The 23,254-nt window shown below is 67.6% G+C and carries 20 protein-coding genes; 4 read left to right on the top strand and 16 right to left on the bottom strand.

Annotated features, from left to right (window positions below):
- Genes paaD through paaA form a run of 4 tightly spaced genes read right to left on the bottom strand, consistent with a single transcriptional unit; the run spans position 1 to position 2,454 of the window.
- Positions 1 to 480 carry a 1,2-phenylacetyl-CoA epoxidase subunit PaaD gene (gene paaD / locus A3ES_RS0113160; protein WP_020387286.1) on the bottom strand — a complete coding sequence of 160 codons (480 nt, stop codon included), beginning with the start codon at positions 478 to 480 and terminating at the stop codon, positions 1 to 3.
- Complete coding sequence (paaC, locus tag A3ES_RS0113165; RefSeq protein ID WP_020387287.1) at positions 474 to 1,229, bottom strand: 1,2-phenylacetyl-CoA epoxidase subunit PaaC; 756 nt, start codon at positions 1,227 to 1,229, stop codon at positions 474 to 476. Before paaC ends, paaD begins: the two co-directional genes overlap by 7 nt.
- Positions 1,226 to 1,528: a 1,2-phenylacetyl-CoA epoxidase subunit PaaB gene (gene paaB, locus A3ES_RS0113170; RefSeq protein WP_020387288.1), complete on the bottom strand. Its 303-nt coding sequence runs from the start codon at positions 1,526 to 1,528 to the stop codon at positions 1,226 to 1,228. The genes paaC and paaB overlap by 4 nt, the downstream gene beginning before the upstream one ends.
- Positions 1,525 to 2,454, bottom strand: coding sequence for a 1,2-phenylacetyl-CoA epoxidase subunit PaaA (gene paaA, locus A3ES_RS0113175; protein WP_237744944.1), 930 nt, complete (start codon positions 2,452 to 2,454; stop codon positions 1,525 to 1,527). The genes paaB and paaA overlap by 4 nt, the downstream gene beginning before the upstream one ends.
- 83 nt (positions 2,455 to 2,537) lie before the next feature.
- On the opposite strand from paaA, the gene A3ES_RS53985 reads away from it, so the two are divergent.
- Positions 2,538 to 2,738, top strand: a complete 201-nt coding sequence (locus A3ES_RS53985) for a DUF418 domain-containing protein (protein ID WP_157630484.1) — start codon at positions 2,538 to 2,540, stop codon at positions 2,736 to 2,738.
- A gap of 87 nt (positions 2,739 to 2,825) precedes the next feature.
- Positions 2,826 to 3,440, top strand: coding sequence for a GNAT family N-acetyltransferase (locus A3ES_RS0113180; protein ID WP_020387290.1), 615 nt, complete (start codon positions 2,826 to 2,828; stop codon positions 3,438 to 3,440).
- 34 nt (positions 3,441 to 3,474) lie between these two features.
- On the opposite strand, the gene A3ES_RS0113185 is transcribed toward A3ES_RS0113180, so the two are convergent.
- Positions 3,475 to 4,440, bottom strand: coding sequence for a GlxA family transcriptional regulator (locus tag A3ES_RS0113185; protein ID WP_020387291.1), 966 nt, complete (start codon positions 4,438 to 4,440; stop codon positions 3,475 to 3,477).
- A gap of 53 nt (positions 4,441 to 4,493) precedes the next feature.
- Here A3ES_RS0113185 and A3ES_RS0113190 point away from each other — a divergent pair, with 53 nt between their 5' ends.
- Positions 4,494 to 4,880 carry a cupin domain-containing protein gene (locus A3ES_RS0113190; protein WP_020387292.1) on the top strand — a complete coding sequence of 129 codons (387 nt, stop codon included), beginning with the start codon at positions 4,494 to 4,496 and terminating at the stop codon, positions 4,878 to 4,880.
- Between the two features lie 135 nt (positions 4,881 to 5,015).
- Here A3ES_RS0113190 and A3ES_RS0113195 read toward each other — a convergent pair whose 3' ends face one another.
- On the bottom strand, positions 5,016 to 5,711 hold the full coding sequence (locus tag A3ES_RS0113195) for a DsbA family oxidoreductase (RefSeq protein WP_020387293.1): 696 nt from the start codon (positions 5,709 to 5,711) through the stop codon (positions 5,016 to 5,018).
- Between the two features lie 1,044 nt (positions 5,712 to 6,755).
- Between A3ES_RS0113195 and A3ES_RS0113200 the strand changes: the two genes are divergently transcribed.
- Positions 6,756 to 8,474, top strand: a complete 1,719-nt coding sequence (locus A3ES_RS0113200) for an alpha/beta hydrolase (protein ID WP_020387294.1) — start codon at positions 6,756 to 6,758, stop codon at positions 8,472 to 8,474.
- A 411-nt stretch (positions 8,475 to 8,885) separates the two neighbouring features.
- Here A3ES_RS0113200 and A3ES_RS0113205 read toward each other — a convergent pair whose 3' ends face one another.
- The 10 genes from A3ES_RS0113205 to A3ES_RS0113255 all read right to left on the bottom strand — a co-directional run bounded on the left by A3ES_RS0113205 (position 8,886) and on the right by A3ES_RS0113255 (position 23,120).
- Complete coding sequence (locus tag A3ES_RS0113205) at positions 8,886 to 10,484, bottom strand: hypothetical protein (protein WP_020387295.1); 1,599 nt, start codon at positions 10,482 to 10,484, stop codon at positions 8,886 to 8,888.
- A gap of 705 nt (positions 10,485 to 11,189) precedes the next feature.
- A complete protein-coding gene (locus A3ES_RS0113210) occupies positions 11,190 to 13,727 on the bottom strand; it encodes an ATP-binding protein (protein WP_020387296.1) in 2,538 nt (845 codons plus the stop codon).
- A gap of 229 nt (positions 13,728 to 13,956) precedes the next feature.
- Positions 13,957 to 14,400 carry a hypothetical protein gene (locus tag A3ES_RS0113215; protein ID WP_020387297.1) on the bottom strand — a complete coding sequence of 148 codons (444 nt, stop codon included), beginning with the start codon at positions 14,398 to 14,400 and terminating at the stop codon, positions 13,957 to 13,959.
- A 1-nt stretch (position 14,401) separates the two neighbouring features.
- Positions 14,402 to 15,148, bottom strand: coding sequence for a 4-hydroxy-tetrahydrodipicolinate reductase (gene dapB / locus A3ES_RS0113220; RefSeq protein ID WP_020387298.1), 747 nt, complete (start codon positions 15,146 to 15,148; stop codon positions 14,402 to 14,404).
- Between the two features lie 41 nt (positions 15,149 to 15,189).
- Positions 15,190 to 17,031, bottom strand: a complete 1,842-nt coding sequence (locus tag A3ES_RS0113225) for a hypothetical protein (protein ID WP_157630485.1) — start codon at positions 17,029 to 17,031, stop codon at positions 15,190 to 15,192.
- A gap of 673 nt (positions 17,032 to 17,704) precedes the next feature.
- The gene (locus tag A3ES_RS0113235) at positions 17,705 to 18,703 is read right to left on the bottom strand and encodes an ABC transporter ATP-binding protein (protein WP_020387301.1); all 999 of its coding nucleotides are present in this window, start codon (positions 18,701 to 18,703) and stop codon (positions 17,705 to 17,707) included.
- The gene (locus A3ES_RS0113240; RefSeq protein WP_020387302.1) at positions 18,703 to 19,701 is read right to left on the bottom strand and encodes an ABC transporter ATP-binding protein; all 999 of its coding nucleotides are present in this window, start codon (positions 19,699 to 19,701) and stop codon (positions 18,703 to 18,705) included. The genes A3ES_RS0113235 and A3ES_RS0113240 overlap by 1 nt, the downstream gene beginning before the upstream one ends.
- Complete coding sequence (locus A3ES_RS0113245) at positions 19,698 to 20,591, bottom strand: ABC transporter permease (protein WP_020387303.1); 894 nt, start codon at positions 20,589 to 20,591, stop codon at positions 19,698 to 19,700. Before A3ES_RS0113245 ends, A3ES_RS0113240 begins: the two co-directional genes overlap by 4 nt.
- Positions 20,584 to 21,510: an ABC transporter permease gene (locus A3ES_RS0113250; RefSeq protein WP_020387304.1), complete on the bottom strand. Its 927-nt coding sequence runs from the start codon at positions 21,508 to 21,510 to the stop codon at positions 20,584 to 20,586. The genes A3ES_RS0113245 and A3ES_RS0113250 overlap by 8 nt, the downstream gene beginning before the upstream one ends.
- Positions 21,507 to 23,120, bottom strand: a complete 1,614-nt coding sequence (locus tag A3ES_RS0113255) for a peptide ABC transporter substrate-binding protein (protein ID WP_157630486.1) — start codon at positions 23,118 to 23,120, stop codon at positions 21,507 to 21,509. Before A3ES_RS0113255 ends, A3ES_RS0113250 begins: the two co-directional genes overlap by 4 nt.
- Between the last annotated feature and the right edge of the window lie 134 nt (positions 23,121 to 23,254).

The following is a 23,254-nucleotide window of genomic DNA, read 5'->3' on the forward strand; positions in this document are numbered from 1 at the left end:
TCAAATCGCCTTGAAGTGGTCGAAAGGCTCACGGCAGGAGTTGCACCGCCACAGCGACTTGCAGGAGGTGGATCCGAACCGGCTCAGCTCCGAGGTGTCCGGCGAACCGCACAGCGGGCACCGGAGGGTCAGGCTCAGCGACACCGGCCCGCCGACCGCGCGACGGCCCGTCGGCGGAGCGATCCCGTACTCCGTCAGCTTGGCCTTGCCCTCGTCGCTCATCCAGTCCGTCGTCCAGGCCGGCGACAACACCGTCTCGACGCGGCCCTTCAGGTGGAGGGAGTCCAGGGTCAGCTCGACCTCGTGCTTGATGAGATCCATCGCGGGACAGCCGGAGTACGTCGGAGTGATCGTGACGACCACCTCGTCGCCCTCGTGCCGGACGCCGCGCAGTACGCCGAGGTCAGCGATCGTCAGGACCGGTACTTCGGGGTCCGCGACCTCACCGACTGCTTCGAAGATCGCCGTGTCACTCACCATGACGCTCCTGGGTGTGAGCGCGCGACATGCTGCAACTCCGCGAGCAAGTACCCGAAGTGCTCGGTATGGCGACCGTCGCGGCCACCGCTGTGCTGGTACGCCGACGTCGGCCGCTCGCAGGTGGACTCGTCGATCACCTGGTTGACCCGGCGCAGCCACTCCTCCTCCAGCGTCGACGGATCGACGGCGACGTCGAGCCGCTGCACCAACTCGTCGGAGGCGAACAGTTCGGCCGTGTACGGCCACATCGCGTCGAGGCCTGCCTGCATCCGGCGGTGGCTCTCGTCGGTGCCGTCACCCAGCCGCAGTACCCATTGGGTGGCGTGGTCGACGTGGTACGCGACCTCCTTCACCGCCTTGCCCGCGACTCCCGCCAGGGTCTCGTCGGTGCCTCCGCGCAGCTCTTCGTAGAGCAGGTGCTGGTACGTCGCGAAGTACAGGAGCTTGGCGATGGTCTGGGCGAAGTCGCCGTTCGGCAGCTCGCACAGCTGGAGGTTGAGGAACTCACGCTCGTCGCGGAAGTAGGCCAGGTCGTCCTCGGATCGGCCCGCGCCCTCGACCGTACCGGCGTACTGGAGCAGGGATCGCGCCTGGCCCAGCTGGTCGAGGCCGATGTTGCCCAGGGCAACGTCTTCCTCGAGTTGCGGTGCGGCCGCGATCCACTCGGCGGTCCGCTGCGCCGCGATCAGCGCGTCGTCGCCGAGGCGGAGCGAATAGGTACTGAGGTCATTGGCGCGGGGGTCGCTCACAGGTGCTCGACGCCTTCCGGGACCTGGTAGAAGGTCGGATGCCGGTAGACCTTGTCGGCAGCCGGGTCGAAGAACTCGTCCTTCTCGTCCGGGCTCGACGCGGTGATGTCGGTGGCCGGCACGACCCAGATCGAAACACCTTCCTGGCGGCGGGTGTAGACGTCGCGGGCGTTACGCAGCGCCATCGTCGCGTCCGGCGCGTGCAGGCTGCCGACGTGAACGTGCGACAGGCCCCGGCGGGATCGGACGAAGACCTCCCAGAGCGGCTCGATCGGCGCGCGCTTGGCACCTTCGGTCATGCTGCGCTCCCCTGCATCTTCTTCGCCTGCTTCTCGGCGTACGCCGCGGCTGCCTCGCGGACCCAGGCGCCGTCCTCGTGCGCCTTCACCCGGTGCGCGAGCCGCTCCTGGTTACACGGACCGTTGCCCTTGACAACTTCATACAGCTCGGCGAAGTCCGGCTGGGTGAAGCTGTAGCGCCCGGTCGCCTCGTCATAGGTCAGCTCGTCGTCCGGCACCCGGATGCCGAGTACGTCGGCTTGCGGCACCGTCATGTCGACGAACCGCTGCCGCAGCTCGTCGTTACTGTGCCGCTTGATCCCCCACGCCATCGACTGCTCCGAGTGGGTCGAGCTCGCGTCCGGCGGACCGAACATCATCAGGCTCGGCCACCACCAGCGATTGAGCGCATCCTGCGCCATCTCCTTCTGCGCCGGCGTGCCGTTGCACAGCGTGTGCAGGATCTCGAAGCCCTGCCGCTGATGGAACGACTCCTCCTTGCAGACCCGGACCATCGCTCGCGCGTACGGACCGTACGAGCAGCGGCACAGCGGCACCTGGTTGACGATCGCGGCGCCGTCGACGAGCCAGCCGATCGCGCCGATATCGGCCCAGGTCAGCGTCGGGTAGTTGAAGATGCTGGAGTACTTCTGCTTGCCGGCGTGCAACAGGTCCAGCAGGTCGGCGCGATCCACCCCGAGCGTCTCGGCCGCGGCGTACAGGTAGAGGCCGTGGCCGGCCTCGTCCTGGACCTTCGCCATCAGGATCGCCTTGCGGCGCAGTGACGGCGCGCGGCTGATCCAGTTGCCCTCGGGCTGCATGCCGATGATCTCGGAGTGCGCGTGCTGTGCGATCTGCCGGATCAGGGTCTTGCGGTACCCCTCGGGCATCGCGTCGCGCGGCTCGATCCGGCCGTCGGCGTCGATCGTCGCCTGGAAGCTGTCCATGACCCCGAGCATAGCCGACTTGTGACACTTCGTCTGCAGAATCGACAGCAAGTGTCACAAGGGGTGCCAGCACCACCACAGGAGTGGGGTCAGACCGCTGGGACGGCGCCGGCCACGGCAGCAGGATTGAGTTAACAGCTCAACCCCTCCACAGTTATCGAAAGGGTGAATCCCCCGCGGCCGCAGTACTGGTCTGGACGGTCTCGGTGGCCGGGGCCTACCAGATGAAGAAGCGCTCGTACCGCGGTCCGGCGGAAACGCTGCTCCGCAAGCTCACGTACTGACCACTCCCCCGACCGCCTTCGGCAGGACACCTCCCCGACGGGTGTCCTGCCGAAGGCCTTTGTCATCCGCTTTGAAAGGATGGGGGCATGAACCACGACGACTTCGGCGTACCGGAACCGGAAAGCCTGACCTCGATGGGCGCCACTGACGAGCCGATCGCCGAGTCGAGCGTCCGGCTGGCGCTGCCGGCCGAGGCGGATGCGATCGGCGAGATCCAGGTAGCGGCGTGGCGCCGGTCGTACGACGGCCTGCTGCCCGCGGACGTACTGGCCGACCTCAACCCCGCGCAGTTCGCCGCCCAGTGGCGTGCTGCTCTCATCGCTCCCGGCGAGGCTCGCAACCGGGTGATGGTCGCGCTGGCCGGCCGGACCCTCGTCGGCTTCGCAGCGATCACCGCCTCCGACGACCCGGACTCCGACCCCCGCCACGACGCCCTGGTCGCCGAACTGGCGGTCGACCCCGAAGCCACTCGCGCCGGCCACGGCTCCCGGCTGCTGAACGCGGTCGTCGACACGATCCGCGCCGACGGCTTCAGCCGCGTGACCGTCTGGGTGAACTCGACGGACGACGTACTGCGTTCCTTCTACACCGACTCCGGCTGGGCACCCGACGGCGCCCATCGCGAACTCGACCTGTACGGCGACGGCACGGTCCGCGTGAAGCAGATCCGGCTGCACACGGATCCCTCAGCCGAGGACTAAGCGTTGAGCAGCCCGCCAGGCGGTGGGCAGCCCGTTAGGTGTTGAGCGCGAAGCGGCGGCGGTAGTCGCTGGGCGTCAGGCCGGTACGTCGTCTGAGCTGGATCCGCAGGTTCGTCGCGGTACCCAGACCACATTGGCGGGCGACTGCATCCAAGCGGATCTCGCCTGCCTCCAGGAGCCGGCAGGCAAGGGCCACACGCTCGGCGGTGAGCCACGCGAGTGGAGTGGTGCCGAGCTCGGCCTGGAACCGGCGATGCAGAGTCGCCTGGCTCATGGCCGCGTGAGCTGCGATGTCGGCAATGGTCAGCGGGCTGGCGAGTTCCTGCCGCACCCAGGTGAGCAACGGGGCCAATGAGCTATCCGCGACCGGCGGTACCGGTTGGTCGATGAACTGGCGCTGTCCGCCGTCGCGATGCGCGGTGAAGACGAGTCGCCGGCTGACCGCGTTCGCCACCTCGGCGCCGTGGTCGCGGCGGATCAGATGCAGCCCGAGGTCCAGCGCGGCCGCACTCCCCGCCGCCGTCAGGACATCCCCGTCGTCGACGAAGAGCACATCCGGCTCCAGCTTCACGGCCGGGAACATCGCCCCGAAGAGCTCGACCCACTTCCAGTGCGTGGTCGCCCGCCGCCCATCGAGTACGCCGGCCGCTGCCAGCGTGAAGGCACCTGTGCAGAAGCTGACCAGCCGCGCCCCGCGCGCGGCAGCCCGCCGTACTGCGTCCAGCACCTCCGGCGACGGCGGCGTCTCGGGGTCCGGGCGATTCGGCACGATCACCGTGTCGGCCTGGTCGACCTGGTCGAGGCCGGCGACTCCGGTGAGCGTGAAGAATCCACTGTGCATGCGGACGGCCGGTTCCGGAGTACAGAGGTCCAGGTCGTACCAGCGGCGGCCCAGCTCTGGCCGGCGCAGGCCGAACAGTTCCGTCGCGACGCCGAGCTCGAACGGGTTGGAGCCCTCGTCGATGATCAGCGCGACGCGATGCGAGGATTCTTTCGACATATGCTATTCCTAGCACTCACGCGCAAGCCGCGCATCCCGTCACGCTGGGAGGCGTGACCACTGAACCGATCGACCTTCGCGCCGTCCTGAGCACCTTCGACGAACTGTGGAGCCCGCGGATCGCCGCGCGGATCAACGACTACGACGTCCGCGTGACGCACGTGAAGGGCTCCTACATCTGGCACGTGCACGACACCACCGACGAGTTCTTCCTGGTCCTCGAAGGCGAACTGAGCATCGGCCTCCGCGACCCCCACGAGCGAGTCGTCTCGCTACCCGCCGGCTCGGTCTTCGTTGTCCCGAAGGGTATCTACCACCGCCCGTTCTCCGACGGCGGCGCACAGATCGTCGTCATCGAACCAGCCGGCATCCCAACCACCGGCGACAGCCACGACCCACTCCCCGACCACATCAAAACCCACACTGGCATCGACCTCTAGCGCAGTGGATTGCGTCCCGACCGACAGGACGTAGTGCCCGTCCGGCGGCCAGCCGCCGTCTCCGTGAGCGTGGCGCCCGCCCGAACGACCGACTATGTCCTGTCGATCGGGACAGCCCAGCGGGCTGAACTGGATCTAGACGGCCTGCAGGGAGCCGGCGGCCCGGAGTAGGAGGGCTTCATAGACGGAGGGGTCATCGGCGGTGGCGATCGGGAAGCCGATGCCGTAGTCGCCGGTGTAGTGGACCTCGACTCCCGGGTTCGCCGCGTCCGTGCCGTCGGGCAAGAACAGATGCGGGCTGCACTGGACGGCATCGGTCTGCGAGACCGCGAAGTCGGCCATCACCGACTTGCGCGCGCGCCCGTCGTCCAGCGCCTCCGCCAGCAGGTCGACGTCGACGACGCTCGTCTCGGCCGCAACCTCCAGCAACACCGAACGCAAACTGATGCATCGGCTGTCCACCCAGAAAGCCTTGCGCAGCGCGAGATCCATCGCCTCACTCGCCGCCAGCCCTTGCTCCTTGGCCGCCTGAACAGCCTCCAACGCGGGCAACGTGGTCGTCGGATAAGTCCAGTCGGGCGCCTGCCACAACTTCCACCCAGCCTCCGGATCAAGCCGCCCGATCGCCGACACCTCCGAATCCGTCCCCGGCCGCGGACTGCTGTGCCCGTTCAGCAGTTCCAACGGAAACGCGTGGTGATCAAACGCCACAACCCCTTCCAGCCCAAGCCGCGCCCGAGCCCGATGCAGCCGATGAACAGCCAGATGTGCAAACGAACACCACAGGTCGGAGTACACGACGATGGTCCCCGACGCGACAGCAACAGTCATCACTTTCCCCTTCATTCCAACGGAAAACCGACGGTATCACAGAATCGGACCACAGTCCGGTTAGTTCAACGACCCTGCCGGCTACTCGGCTCGTACCGCGACCCACGCCCCCGCCGCCGCGCTCCTGCGTCGCTCCCAGCTCTGAGCACTCCCGCCCACCCTTACACCGCTCCTAATGAGGCTCGTGCCCTGCCGCAACTCGCCTCCTACCGCGGGCGCACTCTCCTCAGGCCAGGTTCGCGGTTAAGCCCAAAGTTGTTTAGTTAGGGCGAGCGCCAGGCTGTCAACGATCCGTCAGGGCGGTCCGCGACCAGTCGTCCTCCGTGTGTCTGGGTCTTCGGCGCCTGGGGCTTCGGCGCCCGGGCTGAGTGGGTCACCCGTACTCCGGAGGGGTTCGCGCCTCGGCGAGGGGTTCGCCCATTGCTCTACCAGTGGGTGATGCCCGTGCGGCGGGGCGGAGTACACCGATTAGCGCGAGGTCGCGCGTGCGCAGCCGTCCACGCCTTCGCCATGACGGACGCACGGTCGAGCAAGCCGAGGAGTGACAGCTGACCCGCGTGAAGGATTTCTGCCACGGAGCGGCAAAAATCCTTCACGCTGTGGCCCAGGTCGATCTCAGCCAGCGTCGTCGAGCAGCACCTTGCCGGATTGAACAAGTGGCTCAGGAGTTGCTGACCAAGCGACTACCGAAGCCGACTTCGGGCGAGACCCAGCCCTCTGACAGGTCCCGGTCTGTGTCAGCTGGCACTGGCGAGTAGTTCTCTGACTTCCAGACTGACCGTCGATTGCGGGCCGCGAGTCTCTGGTGACCCGCGACAGAGACCGACCCGCGCGCGACCGCCCACCGCGACGAAGGAGCGGGAAACCGGGTGGGTGGGAGCGCCCAGAGCCGGGAGCGGCGTGGGAGCGCGAGCGGCGGCCGGTGCGTGGGATCTCATACCAGCTGAGGATCCCGCGACGGGCCGGGGGTGGTGCTCGACGTCGCAAGGCTGGCATGACAGATTGCGACGGACCGATCACGCTTGGCCATCCGTTGGAGGATGTATGAAGTTCCGTACCCTGGCCGTCGCCCTGGGTATCAGTGCAGCCGCTCTGCTCGCGATTCCGGGCTCCGGGGCGACTGCCTCGCTGCAGACCGGGACAGAGCGGATGCAGACCGGGCCGAACCAGGTGGCCAACCGGTACCTGAAACAGCAACTCGTCTGGAAACAGTGCGGCGATCCGGAGTACCGGACCTTCTGCGCCAAGATCACCGCACCGCGCGACTGGTCGAACCAGTACTCCGGCAACGACATCGAGCTCGCCGTCAGCAAGGTGACCCCCGTCGGCAAAAGCAAGACCAAGCCGAGCCGCGTCATCTTCGGCAACCCGGGCGGACCCGGCGGCGCGGGACTCGGCATGGCGCCGTACCTGGCCAGTCAGGCGGCGCTCGCCAAGGATCACCTGTTCATCGGCTTCGACCCGCGCGGCACCGGCGACAGCGCCAACGTCACCTGCGAAGGCGCACCCGGTTTCACCATGGACGCCCGCGATCGCGACAGCAGCAACCTCGACCTGATCTCCGAGGCGGCACTCCTGACCAGGCCGTACTGCGAACGCCAGTCGCGCGGCCTGCTGCCCTTCGTCAACACCGCGCAGACCGTCCAGGACATCGACCTGATCCGCCAACTGCTCGGCTACGACAAGATCGACTGGGTCGGGTACTCCGGCGGCACCTGGCTCGGCGCGTACTACCAGACCTACTTCCCGGCCCACGTCGGCCGTTTCGTGCTCGACTCGAACACCGACTTCACCAAGCCGTGGTCAGACACCTTTCTGGCCCAGCCGCAGGCGTTCGAACGCCGTTTCCGTGAGGACTTCGCCCCCTGGGCCGCGAAGCACGACGACAAGCTGGGACTGGGCGGATCGCCACGCTTGGTGATCAGGACCTACGAACGGCTCCGCCGCGAACTCAAAAAGCAACCGGCCGTCGAAGAGTTCCTGGACGGCTCGGTGAAGATCAGTTACGACCAGAACGCCCTGGACGACATCATCGCCGGGGATATGTATACAAAAGCTGATTTCCAGTCACTGGCGATCGACCTCGCATTTCTCCGCGACCTGTCCGCCGCCCAGACCAAGGGCGGCCCGAAAGCCGCGCAACGCAAGGTCGACGCGCTCCCCCTGGCCCGTCAGCACGAACTCGTCCGGCGCGCGACCCGCAGTACGGTCGGACTGAGGCCGCTCGGGCGGCCCTTCGCCGACGACGCCGAGGACGCGACCTTCACCGCGGTCACCTGCAACGACACCCCCTGGCCGCAGGGCCGCGAGTACGGCGACCAGCTCGCGGCGCGGCTCGGCCCGAAGTACCCGCTGCTCGGCTGGGGGATGAACGAGAACCCCTGCTTCTACTGGGATCGACCCGCTCTCGAGATGCCGGTACCGACCGGCAAGGGCTTGCCGACGACCTTGATGGTGCAGTCGGTGCACGACCCCGCCACCAGCCTCTCGCTGGCCACCTCGGCCCACCACCGGTACGCCGGATCGCGGCTGCTCACGATCACCGGCGAGGGCGACCACGGTGTCTACGGCGGGGTGAACAAGTGCGCGGACAAGATCATCAACACCTTCCTCACCACCGGCGTCGCGCCGGCCAAGGACCTCAGCTGCAAGGGCGAGGGAATTCCGGCCCCGTCGGTTCCGGATTCCGAGGACGACGGTGCCGGCGCGCCACTGCGGCGGATCGCCGGATTTACCAAAGAAGTTTCCGGATATCTGCAGTGAAAGCCCTGGAGCATCCCAGAACATCACTGAAACGGGTGAATTAGGTTCGATTTCTGGCACCGAATTCCGGTACAGAATGGAAACGCACCGTCACGATCGGTGAAAACGTGACAAGGCGTTCGTTGTCAGCACTGTCTTGTCAGGGCGATGTCAGGGTTGCGTCCCTGTGCGACGCAGCGTGACCACGCCAACCTTGAGTCAGCGCGAGAGAACCAAGCGTCGACTGGGAGGGCCCGACGTTTCGTTGACTCGCCGAACGTGGCTTCGGCCGGCTGTGAGGTGGGGGGACTGCCTGGGGGGTCAGACAGAACACAGCCGGCCGGGCCCCGTTTACGCTTGTCCGGCCCGTCCCCCAAGATCCCTCGCGGGGTACCTTCGATCCCCCAGGTCGTGGTGCCTCGCGAGGCTTGTTCAGCGGTGTCTGTCCAGGTACTGCGCCTGGTACAGCGAGGGCGGGAACAGCCCGGGCCGGTTGGCACCCTCGATATGGCCCGCCGGCTGACTGAACGGTCCGTCGCCGGTGACCACTCCCCGGCAGCCGATCGCATAGTTCTGCGCTGTCGGCGGCTTCTGGACCACGAGCTTGGCGGTCGCCGTGTCGCAGTTCCAGCCGACCGAATGCGAGGTCGCCCAGCCGTGGCCGGTGCCGTAGTCGCCACGGTTGTAGATCCCCAGACTCAGATTGACCTGCGGGGCGACATCGCGGTGGTTGTCCCAGAGCAGTCCCTGGCTCCAGCGCCGGTGCCCTTCGCTCGACGCGAGCGCGCCTTCCGACGTACCGCGCAGGAAGACGATGCCCGAGGCGCTGCTCGCGCCATTCGAGATGAAGGCGTGCCGGGCCTTCGAGGCGTGACAGTCGGCGAACAGCACCTGCTGCGAAAACGCCTCGCAGTTGAAGTTGTAGCGCAGCCCGCCGGTGATGACCGAGGCCGGATCGAGAGCGCGGCAGTTCCGGACGGTGACTCGGGTCGCCTGGGTCGTCTCGACGCCGGCCTTCGCGAAATGCAGGAACGTGCTGTCCCGGACCCACGCGTCCTCGACCTGCCGGACCTTCACCCCGACCCAGGCGTGTGCCTCGTCCACCTCCGGATCGCCCGCGAACTGGATGTCGATCCGCAAGCTCTCCACGCCGACGCCGGTCACCAGGCCGGCGCGGTCCCAGACGTACAAGTAGGCCTGCGAGCGTTCCCGTCGCAGGTGCTCGAACAGCGGTACGTCGACGGTCACGGTGTTGCCGCGGATCGAGTGGACGTAGCGGTTGTAGGTGATCGGCTGGCTGTCGACGGTCCAGCCGGCGTCCGTCGCAGTGCCGCCGTGGTCGACGGCGGCCAGCCAGGCCTCGGTGCACGGGTGGATCAGGATGATGTTGTCGCCCCGCTTGAGCGCACTGGCGTCGGCGACCTCGAACGAGCGCGATCCGACCTGCACCCAGTCGGTGGTGATGTCGGTCCGCGTCCCCGCGACCTGACCGCGCCAGCCGGTACTCGTTCCGCCGCCGAGCACGATCACGTCCCGCGAGACGGGGGTGTTGCCGGTCGCCTGGATGATGGTGTCGCGCGCTGGATCGGCGCCGTCGCCGGAGCCACGCAGTACGACGCCGGACTGGTTCACCTTCAGCGTTCCCGCGACCGGATAGTTGCCGGGGGCAAGCAGTAGCGCGCCGCGGAAGCCGCTGGCATCCGGGGTGCGTTTGCCGACCTCGTCGATCGCGGCCTGCAGGTGCGCGGTGTTGTCGCCTTCGACCGGCCGGACGGTCTTCGCGGTCCGCACATGCGGGATCGGGCTGTCGCCGTACTTGTAGCCGGCGTAGCTGAAGTCGGGGATCCGGTTTCCTTCGGCGTCGGCGGTGTAGACCAACCGGTACTTCGCGTCGTACCGGACCCGCTCCGACTGCCAGAGGCCTGTCGTCTTCGCCGCCGCCTGGCCCTGACCGAGCGACCCCAACGCCGCTCCCCCGACCACGGCTCCCCCGGCCCCGAGCAGACTCCTCCTGCTGAACGCGTTCGTCATCGAGCACCTTCCTGATGGGCGGATCAGGCTGCCCATCCTGCGGCCTCGCCATGCAGTTTGGCAAGCGCTTGCCACCGCCCGGGGAACGTTTTCCCACCAGGCGGAACCCGAGGCGCCCAGCATCCCGGACCGCCACCAAACACCAACCTCCTCCGGAGGCCACTCAGCCGGTGCCGCTGAGCGTGGAAGCCCGTGCCGGCCGCGACTTACCGTGTGATAGCGGTCCGGCCGGCCGAGTGAATCGGCAGCCGGAGTCAAGTCCGACGGAGTGGTGGACGAGGTCTCGTGCCTGCCACCCCGGTCCTCGCCAGGCCGACCGACCAAGCACCTGATCATTCGCCCCCTTTTGGCCGCTCCCGGCCCACCGTGTGCACCGACCAGGCACCCAACCCGCCCAACGATGCCCAGCCGGTGCCCAAGGTCGATCACCCTTCGCCAGGTGGGGAGGGAAATGTCTCATGACGGGGGCAAGATCCGCCTCGGGTCCAGCGAGAACCCTCCCCAACCACACCCCGTCTTGCCAAACCACCACGGGTGGGTCGGACGAGCTCCTTACCCCTCCAGGCGGCCGATCCGATTCACCGTGGCTCGGAGCGCGGGTGAAAAGGGGGCGAATGATCACAGGGGTTGGCGTGGAATCGCGGGCAGGGCGGGTCGAGCGGGTCGTCCCGGTGGGCCGTCGAGCGGTCCGGCCCGGCAGGTGGGTCAGAGGTGGGTTGAGCGGTCTGGGGTGGTGCCGGGGCCTGGGTAGCCGTCGGCTACGGCGGCGAGGGGCGCGGCGCGGCCGGCGGACCAGGCGGCGCGGAAGGCGCGGCGGTCGAGGGTTTGCTCGATCGAGCGGCGGGTGGCGAGCTGGTCTGGCTTCTCGACCTCGGGCACCGGTGCGCCGATCGCCTCGCGGATCCCGTCAGCCGCGCCGATCAGGAAGGCCGCGTACTCCCCCCGATTGCGCTGCTGAGCGACCGTTGCCAGCTCCTCCAGCACGCTCGCGGATCGCCAGCGGTCACCGAGATCGCGATGCTCGGCCAGGCTCTCGTCGAGCAGATGCACAGCGCGATCCGTGAAACTGCGGCGCCGCTCGACGATGCCCAGCTGGTTGAGCGACCAGGCAACCCCTTCGCGATACCCGAGCCTCTGCGACAGCGCGAGACTCTCCAGTAACAGGTCCTCGGCCTCGGTCAGCTCACCGCTGTACTGCGCGATGGTGCCCAGGCTGATCAGCGACCAGGCCAGCCCTTCGCCGTCACCGAGCACCCGGAAGCTGTCCCGCGCCCGCCGGCATCGCCGCTTCCCGATCTCCAGATCCCCACGCAGCCAGGCGACGAACCCGAGGTGGTTGTGCGCCCAGGCCATCCCCGACCGATCCCCGAGACTCTCGAACAGGTCGTAGCTCTGGCAATGCAGATTCTCCGCGGCCAGATAGTCGCCCCGCTCGCGAGCCACTCCGCCGAGACGCTGCATGACGAGCGCAGTACCGGCCGCGTCCCCAAGCTCCTTGTACTGCGCCAGCGCCGACTCCAGCCGCGCCATCGCCACGTCGTACTCGCATTGCAGGAAGGCCAGCATCCCCGCACCGAGCGCCGCCTTCGCCTGGTACTGCGCTTCGACGCCGGCCGCGCCGGTCATGGCGAGTGCCCGCTCGAGCCAGTCGCCTCCTTCGGCATAGTGACCGCGCAGGTAGCAGAACAACCACAATCCACCCGCCAGGCGAAGCGGCTCCCCCGCCGTACCGGACCGCAGCGACCACGCCATCGCGGCGCGGATGTTGTCGAGCTCGCCGTCGAGCCGATCGAGCCAGTCAGCCTGGTTCGCACCCCGCAGATGGCTCTCGGCCTCTTCAGCGAGCGCGACGTAGAACGCCGCGTGCTGCCGCGCGATCTCCTCGGTGCGACCGGTCGCGGTCAACTGGTCGGCGGCGAACTCACGGATCACGGCCAGCATGTCGTACCGCGCGATGCCACGGTCGCGACTGACCCGGATCAGGGACTTGTCCACCAGCCGGCTGGTGAGGTCGAGCGCTTTCGCTCGCTCCAGCGGACCTGGGACGACCGTGCCGGAGAGCACGGCCGCTGCCGCGTTCAGCGTCCAGCCGCCGACGAACACGGACAGCAGCGCGAACAGTTCACGCTCGGCCGGAGTCAGCAGGTCGTGGCTCCACTCGATCGCGCCGTACAAGGACTGCTGCCGGGGACCCGCAGTACTGGAACCGCCGGCCAGGATGGCGAACGAGGTCTCCAGCTCGGCGGCTAGCTCCTCGACGGTCAGCACGTTGGTACGGGCGGCCGCTAGCTCTATCGCGAGTGGCATGCCCTCCAGCCGGCGGACCACGCGGGCGACCTGCTCGCGCTCGACGGGATCGTGCCCGCGGGCGGTGGCGCGGTCGACGAAGAGCTTCACCGCGGGCGAGGTGTCCAGCTGGTCGTTCGTCTCGGGCAGGGCGAGTGGCGGTACGACGTACACGCTCTCGCCGGGGATGCGCAGGAGCTCGCGGCTGGAGGTGAGGACGGACAGGTTCGGGCAGTACTCGAGCAGGGTCGAACAGACCGACGCGGCATCGGCGACGACGTGCTCGCAGTTGTCGAGCACCAGCAGCAGATGGCGCTGGCCGATCTGCTCGGCGATCTCCTGGAGCAGCCGGGCTCCGTCCAGCGGATGCAGGCCCGTCGACGAGGCCACGGCCGGAGCGACCGCGGCCGGATCCAAGACCGGGGCCAGCGGCACCCAGCAGACACCGTCATCGAAGTGGTGCCCCACCTCCCCCGCGATCGCGAGCGCAAGGCGCGTCTTGCCCACGCCACCAGGACCGCTCAGAGTCATCAGCCGGGTGACCCGCTCACCGACCAGACGGCCGACGTCGGCGAGTTCGTCCGTACGGCCGACCAGCTCATTCGCTGCGACCGGTACCGGGCGCATCGCCGTACGGGGGCCGGTGTCGCCGTCGCGGCGGGCGGCGGCTGTCAGTTGCGCGCGATCGAGCGCGCCGAGCCGGAGAGCGTCTCCGAGCAGCCTCAGCGTGTGCGGCCTCGGCGCACGCCGACGACCTCGCTCCAGCGCCGCGATGGCGTCGACACTCAGTCCAGCGAGTTCCGCCAGTCCCTCCTGCGACAATCCGGCATCTCGCCGGTGCCGGCGGAGCAGATCACCGAACCCCGTTGCCTGGGCGTCGTCCGAGCCGCGGCGAGACCCGTCTGAAGGCAAAGGACGGCCCACCCAGTCTCCGACCTCGTCCGTGGCGGTCGCCACGCACCCCCCGAAGGTATCCCGTTCCGCACCGCATTGTCAGGCCATACCCGCCGTTCCCAGCCAACTCCCAGGAAACTCCCCGGTAGCCCCTGCCCAGCCGTCGCGGCCGCGACCCCACGCCATTTCAGCGGTTAACCGCCGAGGTGGTGGGTTGTCACCCGATCTTCCGGGGTGACAACCCACAAGCTCGGCGGTTAACCGCCGAAATGCTGCGGGCGTCGCGAGTCGGTTAGGGGTTGTGGTGGGTTATGGCTGTGCGCATGGAGGCGCGGGCTCGTTTGCGGTCGCCGGCGGCGTCGTAGGCGGTGGAGAGGCGGAACCAGACTCGCCAGTCGTCCGGCGCGGCTTCGGCTTCTTGTTTGTACTTCGTGAAGGCGGCGTCCGCGGCGGCTCGGTCGATTCGGCCTGACGGGCGTCTTGGCAGGTCGTCGACAGGGAGGCCGCCCGACTCGGCCAGTTCGCGGGCGAGCGCTTCGGTTTGCCTGCCGAACTGGAGTTCGCGCCAGACCAGGTACAGCCCGACGATCGGGATCACGAGTACCGCGGCGCCGAGTCCGATCGCGACCGGATCACCGGTGCCGATCAGCAGCACGCCGCGCCAGCCGAGCAGCCCGGCGTACGCGATGAAGACCACCGCGATCACCGCGACTGCCTTCTTCGGACTCAACGACATCTCAGTCGAGGTCCAGGAAGTGCTCGAGGCCGACGGTGAGCCCGGGCGTTTCCACGATCCTCCGTACGCCGAGCAGTACGCCGGCCATGAACGACTCGCGATGCATCGAGTCGTGCCGGATCGTGAGCGTCTCGCCGATGTCGCCGAGCATGACCTCCTGGTGCGCGACCAGCCCGCGCAACCGCACGCCGTGCACGCGGATCCCGCCGACGTCGGCTCCGCGCGCGCCGTCGAGGCCGGTGCTGGTCGCATCGGGGATCGGCGCCGAGCCGGCTTCGCGCCGCGCCTCGGCAATCAGTTGCGCGGTGCGCTGCGCAGTACCGGAGGGTGCGTCGACCTTGTCCGGGTGGTGCAGCTCGACGATCTCGACCGATTCGAAGTACGGCGCTGCCTTGGCGGCGAACTGCATCATCAGCACGGCGCCGATGGAGAAGTTCGGAGCGATCAGTACGCCGGTACGCGGGCTGGCATCGAGCTGCCCGCGCAGGGTCGCGAGCCGCTGCTCGTCGAAGCCGGTGGTCCCGACGACGGCGTGGATGCCGTGCTCGATGCACCAGCCGAGGTTGTCCATCACGACCTCGGGCCGGGTGAAGTCGATGACCACCTCGGCGCCCGCGGCGATGAGCTCGGACAGCTCGTCACCCTGGTCGAGCGCGGCGACCAGCTCACAGTCGTCGGCGGCCTCCACGGCCTGGCACGTCTGAGCGCCCATCTTTCCCTTGGCGCCCAGCACCGCAACCTTGATCATCCGTACCCTTCCCTCGTCACCGCAGGACAGGGCTCAGGATCTCACCCCGCGCCTTTGGCCGGACGACCGGCCGGGTCCGCGATCGGCACGTAGATCTGCAGATTCATCGTGCTGGCCGGCGGCGCGATCAGCTTGTAGCCGACCTTGAGGTCCAGCCCGCAGGTACGCAGCGCGTCGATCTCCAGCTGGCCGACCCGGCGGCTGAAGAACAGGAGTGGCTGGCGATCGCCCAGCCAGGGTTCCTTGGTGGAACAGACCTCGACGATGCCGGCCGCGGTCCGCTCACGCTCCTTCGGCGCCACCCAGGCCTCGCCGAACGGACGGCCACGCAGCATCAAGATGATGCCGGCCATCTTGTCGAAGCCGATGATCGGGCGGCCCGACGGTGTCGTGTACGGCTTGAGGAGGGTGTCGAGCGCGGTGAACTGCTCGGCCGTGGCCTGCGTCAGCTTGAGCGAGCCGAGTGGCTTGAGGTCGGTCAGGGTGGTGAGATCTCGGTGCGGCGCGGACCGGTACGGGTTGAGCATCAGGCCGCCGTACGAGATCGCGGCGATGGCGACGAGCGCGCCGGCCGTCACCAGTGCTGTCGTCGTCCGGGCGACCAATGGTGCCGTTTCGATGCTGGTCAGGACGGCGATCATCAGCGCGGCCCAGGCGGCGAAGGCGTTGAAGCCGATTAGGTAGAGCGGGTTGTTCGTCCCGAACGCCTGAACGAACGGCAGCACCGCGAGCATGCCGAGCACGACCCAGGAACGCAGATTCTCCTTGCCTGGCGTCCATCGCTTGGCGATCACCGCGACGACTGCTGTCACCACAGCAACCAGTACTGCGGCCAGCAGGGTGACCTGGAACTTCCCGTTGTTGGCCGCGCCGCCCGCGAGTCCGCCTTCGTCGAGCGCCCGGTAGATCGACAAGCCGAGCCCTGCTGCGGCGAGCAGCCAGGCCGCGATTCGTAGTACGGGATGGCGGGCGACCACGGCGACGCCTGCGGCAATGAGGAGCAGGAAGTGTTGCTTGGTCGCCTCGCCGACCAGCTTGATGCCGGTGGTCCAGTACATCTCCAACAGGGTGGCCGGAGTGTAGGAAGTGTCTGCGATGAAGCGGTTGACGGCCAGGATGCCGGGGATCGCGACCGTCAGCGGTACCACCAGGAAGTGCACCGCGGCGGCGACGGCGGTCGCGCCGGCCAAGGCCCAGAAGATGCCTCGGGCAACGGCTTGGATGCCTTGGGCACTCAGTACGACGATCGCGGCGACGACGATCAGGGTGAGCACGACCACCGACGACCACTTCGCCAGCACCATCACGCTCACCACGACCCCGGCCAGCGTGAGCGCCCAGATCGGCGGCTTCCTCTCCTGCTCGATGGCGGTCGCGGCCCAGAGCACGCACGAGACGCCCGTGAGCGAGCCGAGCAGGATGACGTCGTTGTACGCCGGGCTGAGTGGCAGCCAGCTGTAACACATCCCTGCCGCGGCAAGGATGATGGCGATCCCGGCGAACTCCCACAGCTTGGTCGGAGGCGCCGTCGGTCGGCGTACGCGAAGCGAGCGCATGAAGCTCCAGCCGAAGAACGCGTGGCCGAGGATCACGGTCACGAGCCGGAAGACGCGCAGGCTGGCGATATCCCAGTTCAGAAGCTGGAAGATCGGGCCGTAGATGTACTGGATCCCGGTCAGGGCTAGCGGATTGCTGCTCCACCAGCGGTAGGACAGCAAGTAGTAGCCCTCATCGGTGATGTCGAACCCGTAATCGACCGTGCGCAGCACTGTGACTACCCAGACGAGTACTACCGCGCTGGCGATTGCGATCACTGCGCTCAAGAGCACGCGGACACGCAGGGTGACGCCTCCTGCGCCACCAGCAACCATGTCCGAGCTCACCGAAGAACCTTAGACCCTGGTACTCCCCACGCCCGCGCGCGACGTTCGCTCGCCTGGCGCTGGCTTACTGCAGGTCGTGGATGTGGAGCCGACCTTCGATCCCAAGATCGTCGCCGACTTCGTGGTCCGGATCGCCCAACTGCCCACGGACGTCGCCGTACCGACGCAACGCCGGCGACCTGCCTGACGCGCCGTGGGCGGCCGCTGACGGGGATGCCCGTTTGTGGAGCGGGCCGCCCGGACCGCCACCACTATCAAACCTCGCGAGCAAACGCTTCCCTTCGACGTATCGGGTGTTGGGGCGGGGTTCGGTAGTGGTGGCGGTCCGGTCGGCCCGGTCATCGTCGGTGGTCGGCTCTGCCCACCGCCTGCCGGCGCGGTGTTTCCCTGCGGTGACCGCCCTGCCGGCGCGGTGTTTCCCTGCGGTGACCGCCCTGCCCACGCGGTGTTTCCCTGCGGCGCTCGGCCCTGCACGGCCGAGCGGGATGTCATCGGTTCCTGCGGTTGAGCGGGGTTACCGGCCTGTGGGAGGGGTTCGCCTCTCGGCGTGGGGTTAGCCCATTGCTCTGCCAGGGGGTGATGCCCGTCTGGCGGGGCGGAGCACACCGATGGTCACCGAGCAGGCGACGAAGGAGGCCGCGTCCCCGGGCGGGTGGGAGTCGACGCCGGAGTGCTAGCCGGTGACCGAGTAGCTCGACTGGGCGTCTTCGGCGAAGTGGCAGGAGACGGTTTGCCCGGTGGGGATCTCGCGGAGTTCGGGGATCTCGACACCGCAGCGGGCTTCGGCGCGGAGGCAGCGGGTGTGGAAGCGGCACCCCGACGGCGGGCTGACCGGCGACGGCGGGTCGCCGGCCAGGACGATCCGTTTGCGCCCCTGACGAGCCAGCCCAGGCTCGGCCGACAGCAGCGCCTGCGTATACGGATGCGCCGGCACGTCGTACACCTGGTGGTGCTCGCCCAGCTCAGCCACTCGCCCGAGGTACATCACCGCGACGCGATCCGACACATGCCGCACCACCGACAAGTCATGCGCGACAAAGATGATGCTGAGCCCGAGTTCGCGCTGCAATCGCATGAGCAGGTTGACCACCTGAGCCTGGACCGACAGGTCGAGCGCGGACACAGGCTCGTCGCAGAGCAACACATCAGGATTGAGCGCGATCGCACGAGCGATGCCGATCCGCTGCCGCTGACCACCGGAGAACTGGTGCGGGAAGCGCGTCTCGTCCTCCGCACGCAGACCGACCAGCTCCAGAAGCTCGCGCACCCGCGACCGGATGTCGATGCCCTTGGAGACGTCCGGGTGCACCTCGAGCGGCTCCGCGACGATCTCGCCGACGCGCATCCTGGGGTTCAGGCTGGAGTACGGATCCTGAAACACCACTTGGACATTGCGACGCCACCTGCGCAGTTCCCGGCCGCCCATCTTGCTGACATCAGCGCCGCCGTACAGGACCGAGCCCGACGTCGGCTTCTCCAACGCAGCAAGCAGCCGGACCAAGGTGGACTTGCCGCAGCCCGATTCACCGACAATCCCGAGCGACTCACCGCGACGCAGGACGAGGTCGACGCCGTCGACAGCCCGGACCAGGGTCTTCTGGCCGAAGGAAAAGGCCGGGCTGATGTCGTAGTGCTTCACCAAATCCGTTGCCACGAGCAACTCGGAACCCATCAGACCGCCTCCTTCGCAGGGATGGACGTACGGCGTATGCAGGCGGCGTCCCGCCCCGGCGCGACCGTCAGCAGCGGCGGCACCAAGACGGCGCAGTCCTCGATCGCGTGTGGACACCTGGTACGGAACGCGCAGCCCGACGGGATCGAGCGCAACGACGGCGGCGTACCGGGGATCGTCGGCAACTCCTGACCCTTCAGGTCCGCAGACGGCATCGAGCCCAGCAGCCCTTCTGTATAAGGGTGAACGGGATGCTCCAGCGCCTCCGCCGTGGCAGCGCGCTCGACCACATGGCCGGCGTACATCACCACCACGTTGTCGGCGACGTCGGAGACCACGCCGAGGTCGTGGGTGATCAGCACGACGCCCATGTCCCGCTCGGCCTGCAGATCCTCGATCAGCTCCAGGATCTGTGCCTGCACGGTCACATCAAGCGCAGTCGTGGGCTCATCCGCAATGAGCACGTCGGGATCCAAAGCTAAAGCCATCGCCAGCATCACCCGCTGCCGCATGCCGCCAGAGAACTCGTGTGGGTAGTCGTGCACCCGCTTGGCGGCGGCCGGGATCCGTACCTGGTCGAGCATCTCGGCCGCCCGCTTCATCGACTCCGACCTCGAAAGACCGCGATGCACCCGGAAGCACTCGGCGATCTGCTTGCCGACCGACTGGACCGGGTTGAGTGCCGACAGCGAGTCCTGGAACACCATCGTGATCCGGTCGCCGACGATCTTGCGGCGCTCCTTCACCGACATCGCGATCAGATCCTCACCCCGGTACTTCGCGGTGCCGGACACGATCCGCCCGGGCGGCATCTCCAGGATCCCGGTCAAGGCCTGGGTGGAGACGCTCTTGCCGGAGCCCGACTCTCCCAGGATCGCCAGCGTCTCTCCGGCCCGGACCTGCCAGGACACGCCGTCGACGGCGCGGACGCGGCCGTGGGGGGTGTCGAACTCGACGCTGAGGTCGTCAACCTTCAGCAGTACTTCGCCAGACGTCATTTCAGCAGCTTCGGGTCGAGGGCGTCGCGGATCGAGTCGCCGATGATCATGAACGAGATCGTCATCGTCGAGATGAACAGGGCCGGCCAGATGAACAGGTGCGGGGTGTTCCGGAACGACGCCGCGACGCCGAACTGCGAACCCCAGGAGATCGACGGCGGCTGCAACCCGACGCCGAGGAAGGTCAGGATCGCCTCCAGCCCGACCAGCCCGCCGACCCCGAGAGTGGTTGTCGCCAGCAACGGTGCCATCGCGTTCGGGAACACGTGTTTGCGCAGGATCCGCAGCGGTGGCACCCCGATCGACCGGGCGGCCAGCACGAACTCGCGGTTGCGGACCGAGAAGACGGTCGACCGCATCAGCCGCATCCCGAGCGGCCACGACGTCAGCAGGATGACGCCGACGATGATCCAGATGCTCCGGTTCGGGACCGAGTTGAGCACCACGATCAGCGCGATCAGCCCGGGCAGCGAGAACAGGACGTCCGCAGTACGGGAGATCAGGTTGTCGACGAAGCCCGGGAAGTACCCGGCCAGCAGGCCGAGGATCGCCGCGATGGCGAACCCACCGAGGCTGGCCACGACGCTGACCAGCACCGACGGGCGGGCGCCGTAGATGACGTTGGCGAAGTAGTCGCAGCCCTGGATGTCGAAGCCGAACGGATGGCCGGGCTCGCGGCCGTGCTGGCTCTTGCCCAGTTCGCAGTACCGCGGATCGACGGAGGTGAAGATCCGCGGTACGGCGGCCATCAGGAAGAACGCGAAGACGAGCAGCACGCAGACCACGAACTGCGGTTTGCGCAGCAACGCCCGGAGCAGTTCGGTGTTGGACAGGGTCCGGGCGGTCAGGTCCTGCGCCTCGGCCCCGAAGACCTGCTGGGTCTCAGACATTGCGCACCCTCGGATCGATCGCGCCGTAGACGATGTCGACGAGCAGGTTGATGGCGATGAACATGACGAAGGCCAGCGTGGACAGCAGTACCACCACGCCCCCCTCCTTCAGCTTGATCGCCTGGAACATGAACTGGCCGAGCCCCGGCAGGTTGAAAATGCTCTCCGCGAGCAGCGCGCCGGCGAAGATGCCGCCCACCTCGACGCCCATGTAGGTCACCATCGGGAGCAACGCGTTCGGCAGGACGTGGCCCCACAGGATCCGCTGCTCCCCCAGCCCTTTCGCCCTTGCGGTCTTGACGAAATCGGCGTTCGCGGTCTCGACGATCGACGTCCGGGTCAGCCGGGCCAGCCCGGCGAAACCGGTCAGGCCGATGCACACCGCGGGCAGCAGGTACGAGAGCGGATAGCCGTGCGCGATGCCCGACACGGGCAGCCATTTGAGCTCTACGCCGAACACGTACTGCGCCGCGAAGTACACCACCAGCAGGGGTACCGCGAGGATGAAGAGTGTCGCGAGCAGGAGCACCCGGTCGACGACTCCGTTGCGCTTGAAGCCGGCGTACAGGCCGAAGAGGAGTCCGGCGATCCACTGAATCACCAGGCCCATCGTGGCCAGCTTGAGCGTGACCGGGATCCGCAGTTGCAGCTGCGCGGCGATGTCGGCGCCGGCGAACGTGGTGCCGAAGTTGCCCGTGAGGATGTCCTTCATCGACAGCAGGTACTGCACGATGAAGGGATCGTCCAGATGGAACTGGGCCCGCTTGGCGGCCAGTACGGCGGCCGGGATCGGCTTGTCACCGGCCAATTCCCGCAGGGGGTCTCCAGGCATCGCGAAGACGAGCGCGAAGACCCCCAGCGTGACGATCAGGCCGATCGGCACGGCCGCCAGCACGCGGCGCAGTACGAACCCGGTCACTTGAACGTGGCGTAGAGCGCCTGGACGCCGGTGAACTTGGAGACTCGCGGCTCGATCTTGGCCGAGTGCAGGTAGGCGTTCTGCTTGGCGTACAACGGGATCAGCGGCATGTCCTCCAGCGCGACGTCCTCGGCCTGCTGGTACAGCTTGATCGCGGTCTCCGGGTTCGCCTGCGCGTCGCCCTGGGCGAGGAGGGCGTCCAGCTTGGGGTTGCTGTAGTGGGCGAAGTTCGCGTCACCGGTGGTCTTGAACATCGGCGTCAGGTAGTCCTCGATCGACGGGTAGTCGTGTCCCCAGCCGCCGAGCCGCAAGCCGTCGAGCTTGCGCTGCTGGGCCAGCTCGGTGAGCTCGGACCCTGTCTTGCCGGTGTACTTGACCTCCAGGCCGAGGTTCTGCCGGAGCATGTTGCCGATCGCCTCGGCGAACAGCTGACCGGTCGCCGACGTGGTGTTGTAGTTGATGTTCACCGGACCGGAGAAGCCGCCCGCCTCGGCCAGCAGGGTCTTCGCCTTGGCGACGTCGAAGCCGCAGTACTTGCAGGCGTCCGCTCGGTAGCCGTCGATGTCCGGCGAGATCAAGCCGCTGGACGGAGTCGCCAGGCCGACCAGGTCGGCCAGCGCCTTGCGGTCGATCGCCAGCGAGAACGCGTGCCGCAGCTTGGGGTTCTTGTAGCGCTGATCCCAGGCCGGCATCACCAGGTAGTTGGCGCCCGAGCTCACGCCGGTCACCCAGCCGTCCGGCGCGTCGGTCTTGAACGTCTTGATCTTGGTCGCGGGTACGTCGACGAAGTCGACCGTGCCGGCCAGGAACTCGTTGTACGCCGTGTCTGCGTTCGGAATGAAGCGGTACGTGATCGCGTCCGCCTCGGGCGCGTTCGGGCCCTTGTACCCGTCCCACTTGACCACCTTGATGTCGCCACCGGCGCTCCAGTCACCGTCCAGCTTGTACGCGCCGTTGCCGATCGGCTTGCGCTTGTAGGCGTCGGGGTTCTTCCGGACCTCCTCGGGCAGCGGCGCCAGACCGAGGTACTGCAGGGTCAGGCCGAACTGCGAGAAGGGCACCTTGAGCTTGACCGTGAAGGTCAGGTCGTCGACCTGCTTGAGGCCGGTCATCGTCTTCACCGAGGTCGGCTTCGGGGTGGCACCCTCGGGCGTCGGCGGGTTCAGCGCGTCGTAGCCCTCGACCTTGGCGAAGAACCCGTTGTTGTCCCAGGCGTTCGAACCCTCGGCAGTCAGGTTCCAGCTGTCGACGTAGTCCTTCGCGGTCAGCGGCTGGCCGTTCTGGAAGCTGTTGCCGGCCTTCAGCTTGATCGTCCAGGTCTGGCTGGTCTTGTCCGGGGTGACCGAGTCGGCCATCACGTTGACGACCTTGCCGGTGGTCGGATCGGTGGCCACCAGCGGAGCGAACATCGCCTGCGCGATCTGGATGCCCGGGCTGCTGTTCTCGTTCAGCGGGTTGATGAAATCGAGCGGATCCGCGGCGAGCGCGATCACCTCGCTCTTGGTGCCACCGGCTCCCGAGCCGTTGCTACTGCCCTTGCCGTCACCACAACTGCTGAGCACCAGGGCGAGACCGAGCGTCACCCCCAGAACACCACTGACTCGTCGCACGTCGAACCAACTTCCTCGGCGGAGGGCCGGTAGGCGGAATAGCCGCCATGTTGGCCGGTCGAAACTGACCATGTCAACGTTGTCAGCGACAATCCACAGGCAAGTAACAAACGCGTTATCTACCCAAGACCTCA

The organism is Kribbella catacumbae DSM 19601, from assembly GCF_000372465.1.
Classification (GTDB): domain Bacteria; phylum Actinomycetota; class Actinomycetes; order Propionibacteriales; family Kribbellaceae; genus Kribbella; species Kribbella catacumbae.

What these genes read in the sequence shown, in the direction of transcription:
- A3ES_RS0113240 (WP_020387302.1), bottom strand. Translation starts at nt 19,701, where the DNA reads ATGACGTCTGGCGAAGTACTGCTGAAGGTTGACGACCTCAGCGTCGAG.
- A3ES_RS0113185 (WP_020387291.1), bottom strand. Translation starts at nt 4,440, where the DNA reads ATGTCGAAAGAATCCTCGCATCGCGTCGCGCTGATCATCGACGAGGGC.
- A3ES_RS0113200 (WP_020387294.1), top strand. Translation starts at nt 6,756, where the DNA reads ATGAAGTTCCGTACCCTGGCCGTCGCCCTGGGTATCAGTGCAGCCGCT.
- A3ES_RS0113215 (WP_020387297.1), bottom strand. Translation starts at nt 14,400, where the DNA reads ATGTCGTTGAGTCCGAAGAAGGCAGTCGCGGTGATCGCGGTGGTCTTC.
- A3ES_RS0113195 (WP_020387293.1), bottom strand. Translation starts at nt 5,711, where the DNA reads ATGACTGTTGCTGTCGCGTCGGGGACCATCGTCGTGTACTCCGACCTG.
- paaA (WP_237744944.1), bottom strand. Translation starts at nt 2,454, where the DNA reads ATGGACAGCTTCCAGGCGACGATCGACGCCGACGGCCGGATCGAGCCG.
- dapB (WP_020387298.1), bottom strand. Translation starts at nt 15,148, where the DNA reads ATGATCAAGGTTGCGGTGCTGGGCGCCAAGGGAAAGATGGGCGCTCAG.
- A3ES_RS0113245 (WP_020387303.1), bottom strand. Translation starts at nt 20,591, where the DNA reads ATGTCTGAGACCCAGCAGGTCTTCGGGGCCGAGGCGCAGGACCTGACC.
- paaB (WP_020387288.1), bottom strand. Translation starts at nt 1,528, where the DNA reads ATGACCGAAGGTGCCAAGCGCGCGCCGATCGAGCCGCTCTGGGAGGTC.
- A3ES_RS0113180 (WP_020387290.1), top strand. Translation starts at nt 2,826, where the DNA reads ATGAACCACGACGACTTCGGCGTACCGGAACCGGAAAGCCTGACCTCG.
- A3ES_RS0113235 (WP_020387301.1), bottom strand. Translation starts at nt 18,703, where the DNA reads ATGGGTTCCGAGTTGCTCGTGGCAACGGATTTGGTGAAGCACTACGAC.
- paaD (WP_020387286.1), bottom strand. Translation starts at nt 480, where the DNA reads ATGGTGAGTGACACGGCGATCTTCGAAGCAGTCGGTGAGGTCGCGGAC.
- A3ES_RS0113205 (WP_020387295.1), bottom strand. Translation starts at nt 10,484, where the DNA reads ATGACGAACGCGTTCAGCAGGAGGAGTCTGCTCGGGGCCGGGGGAGCC.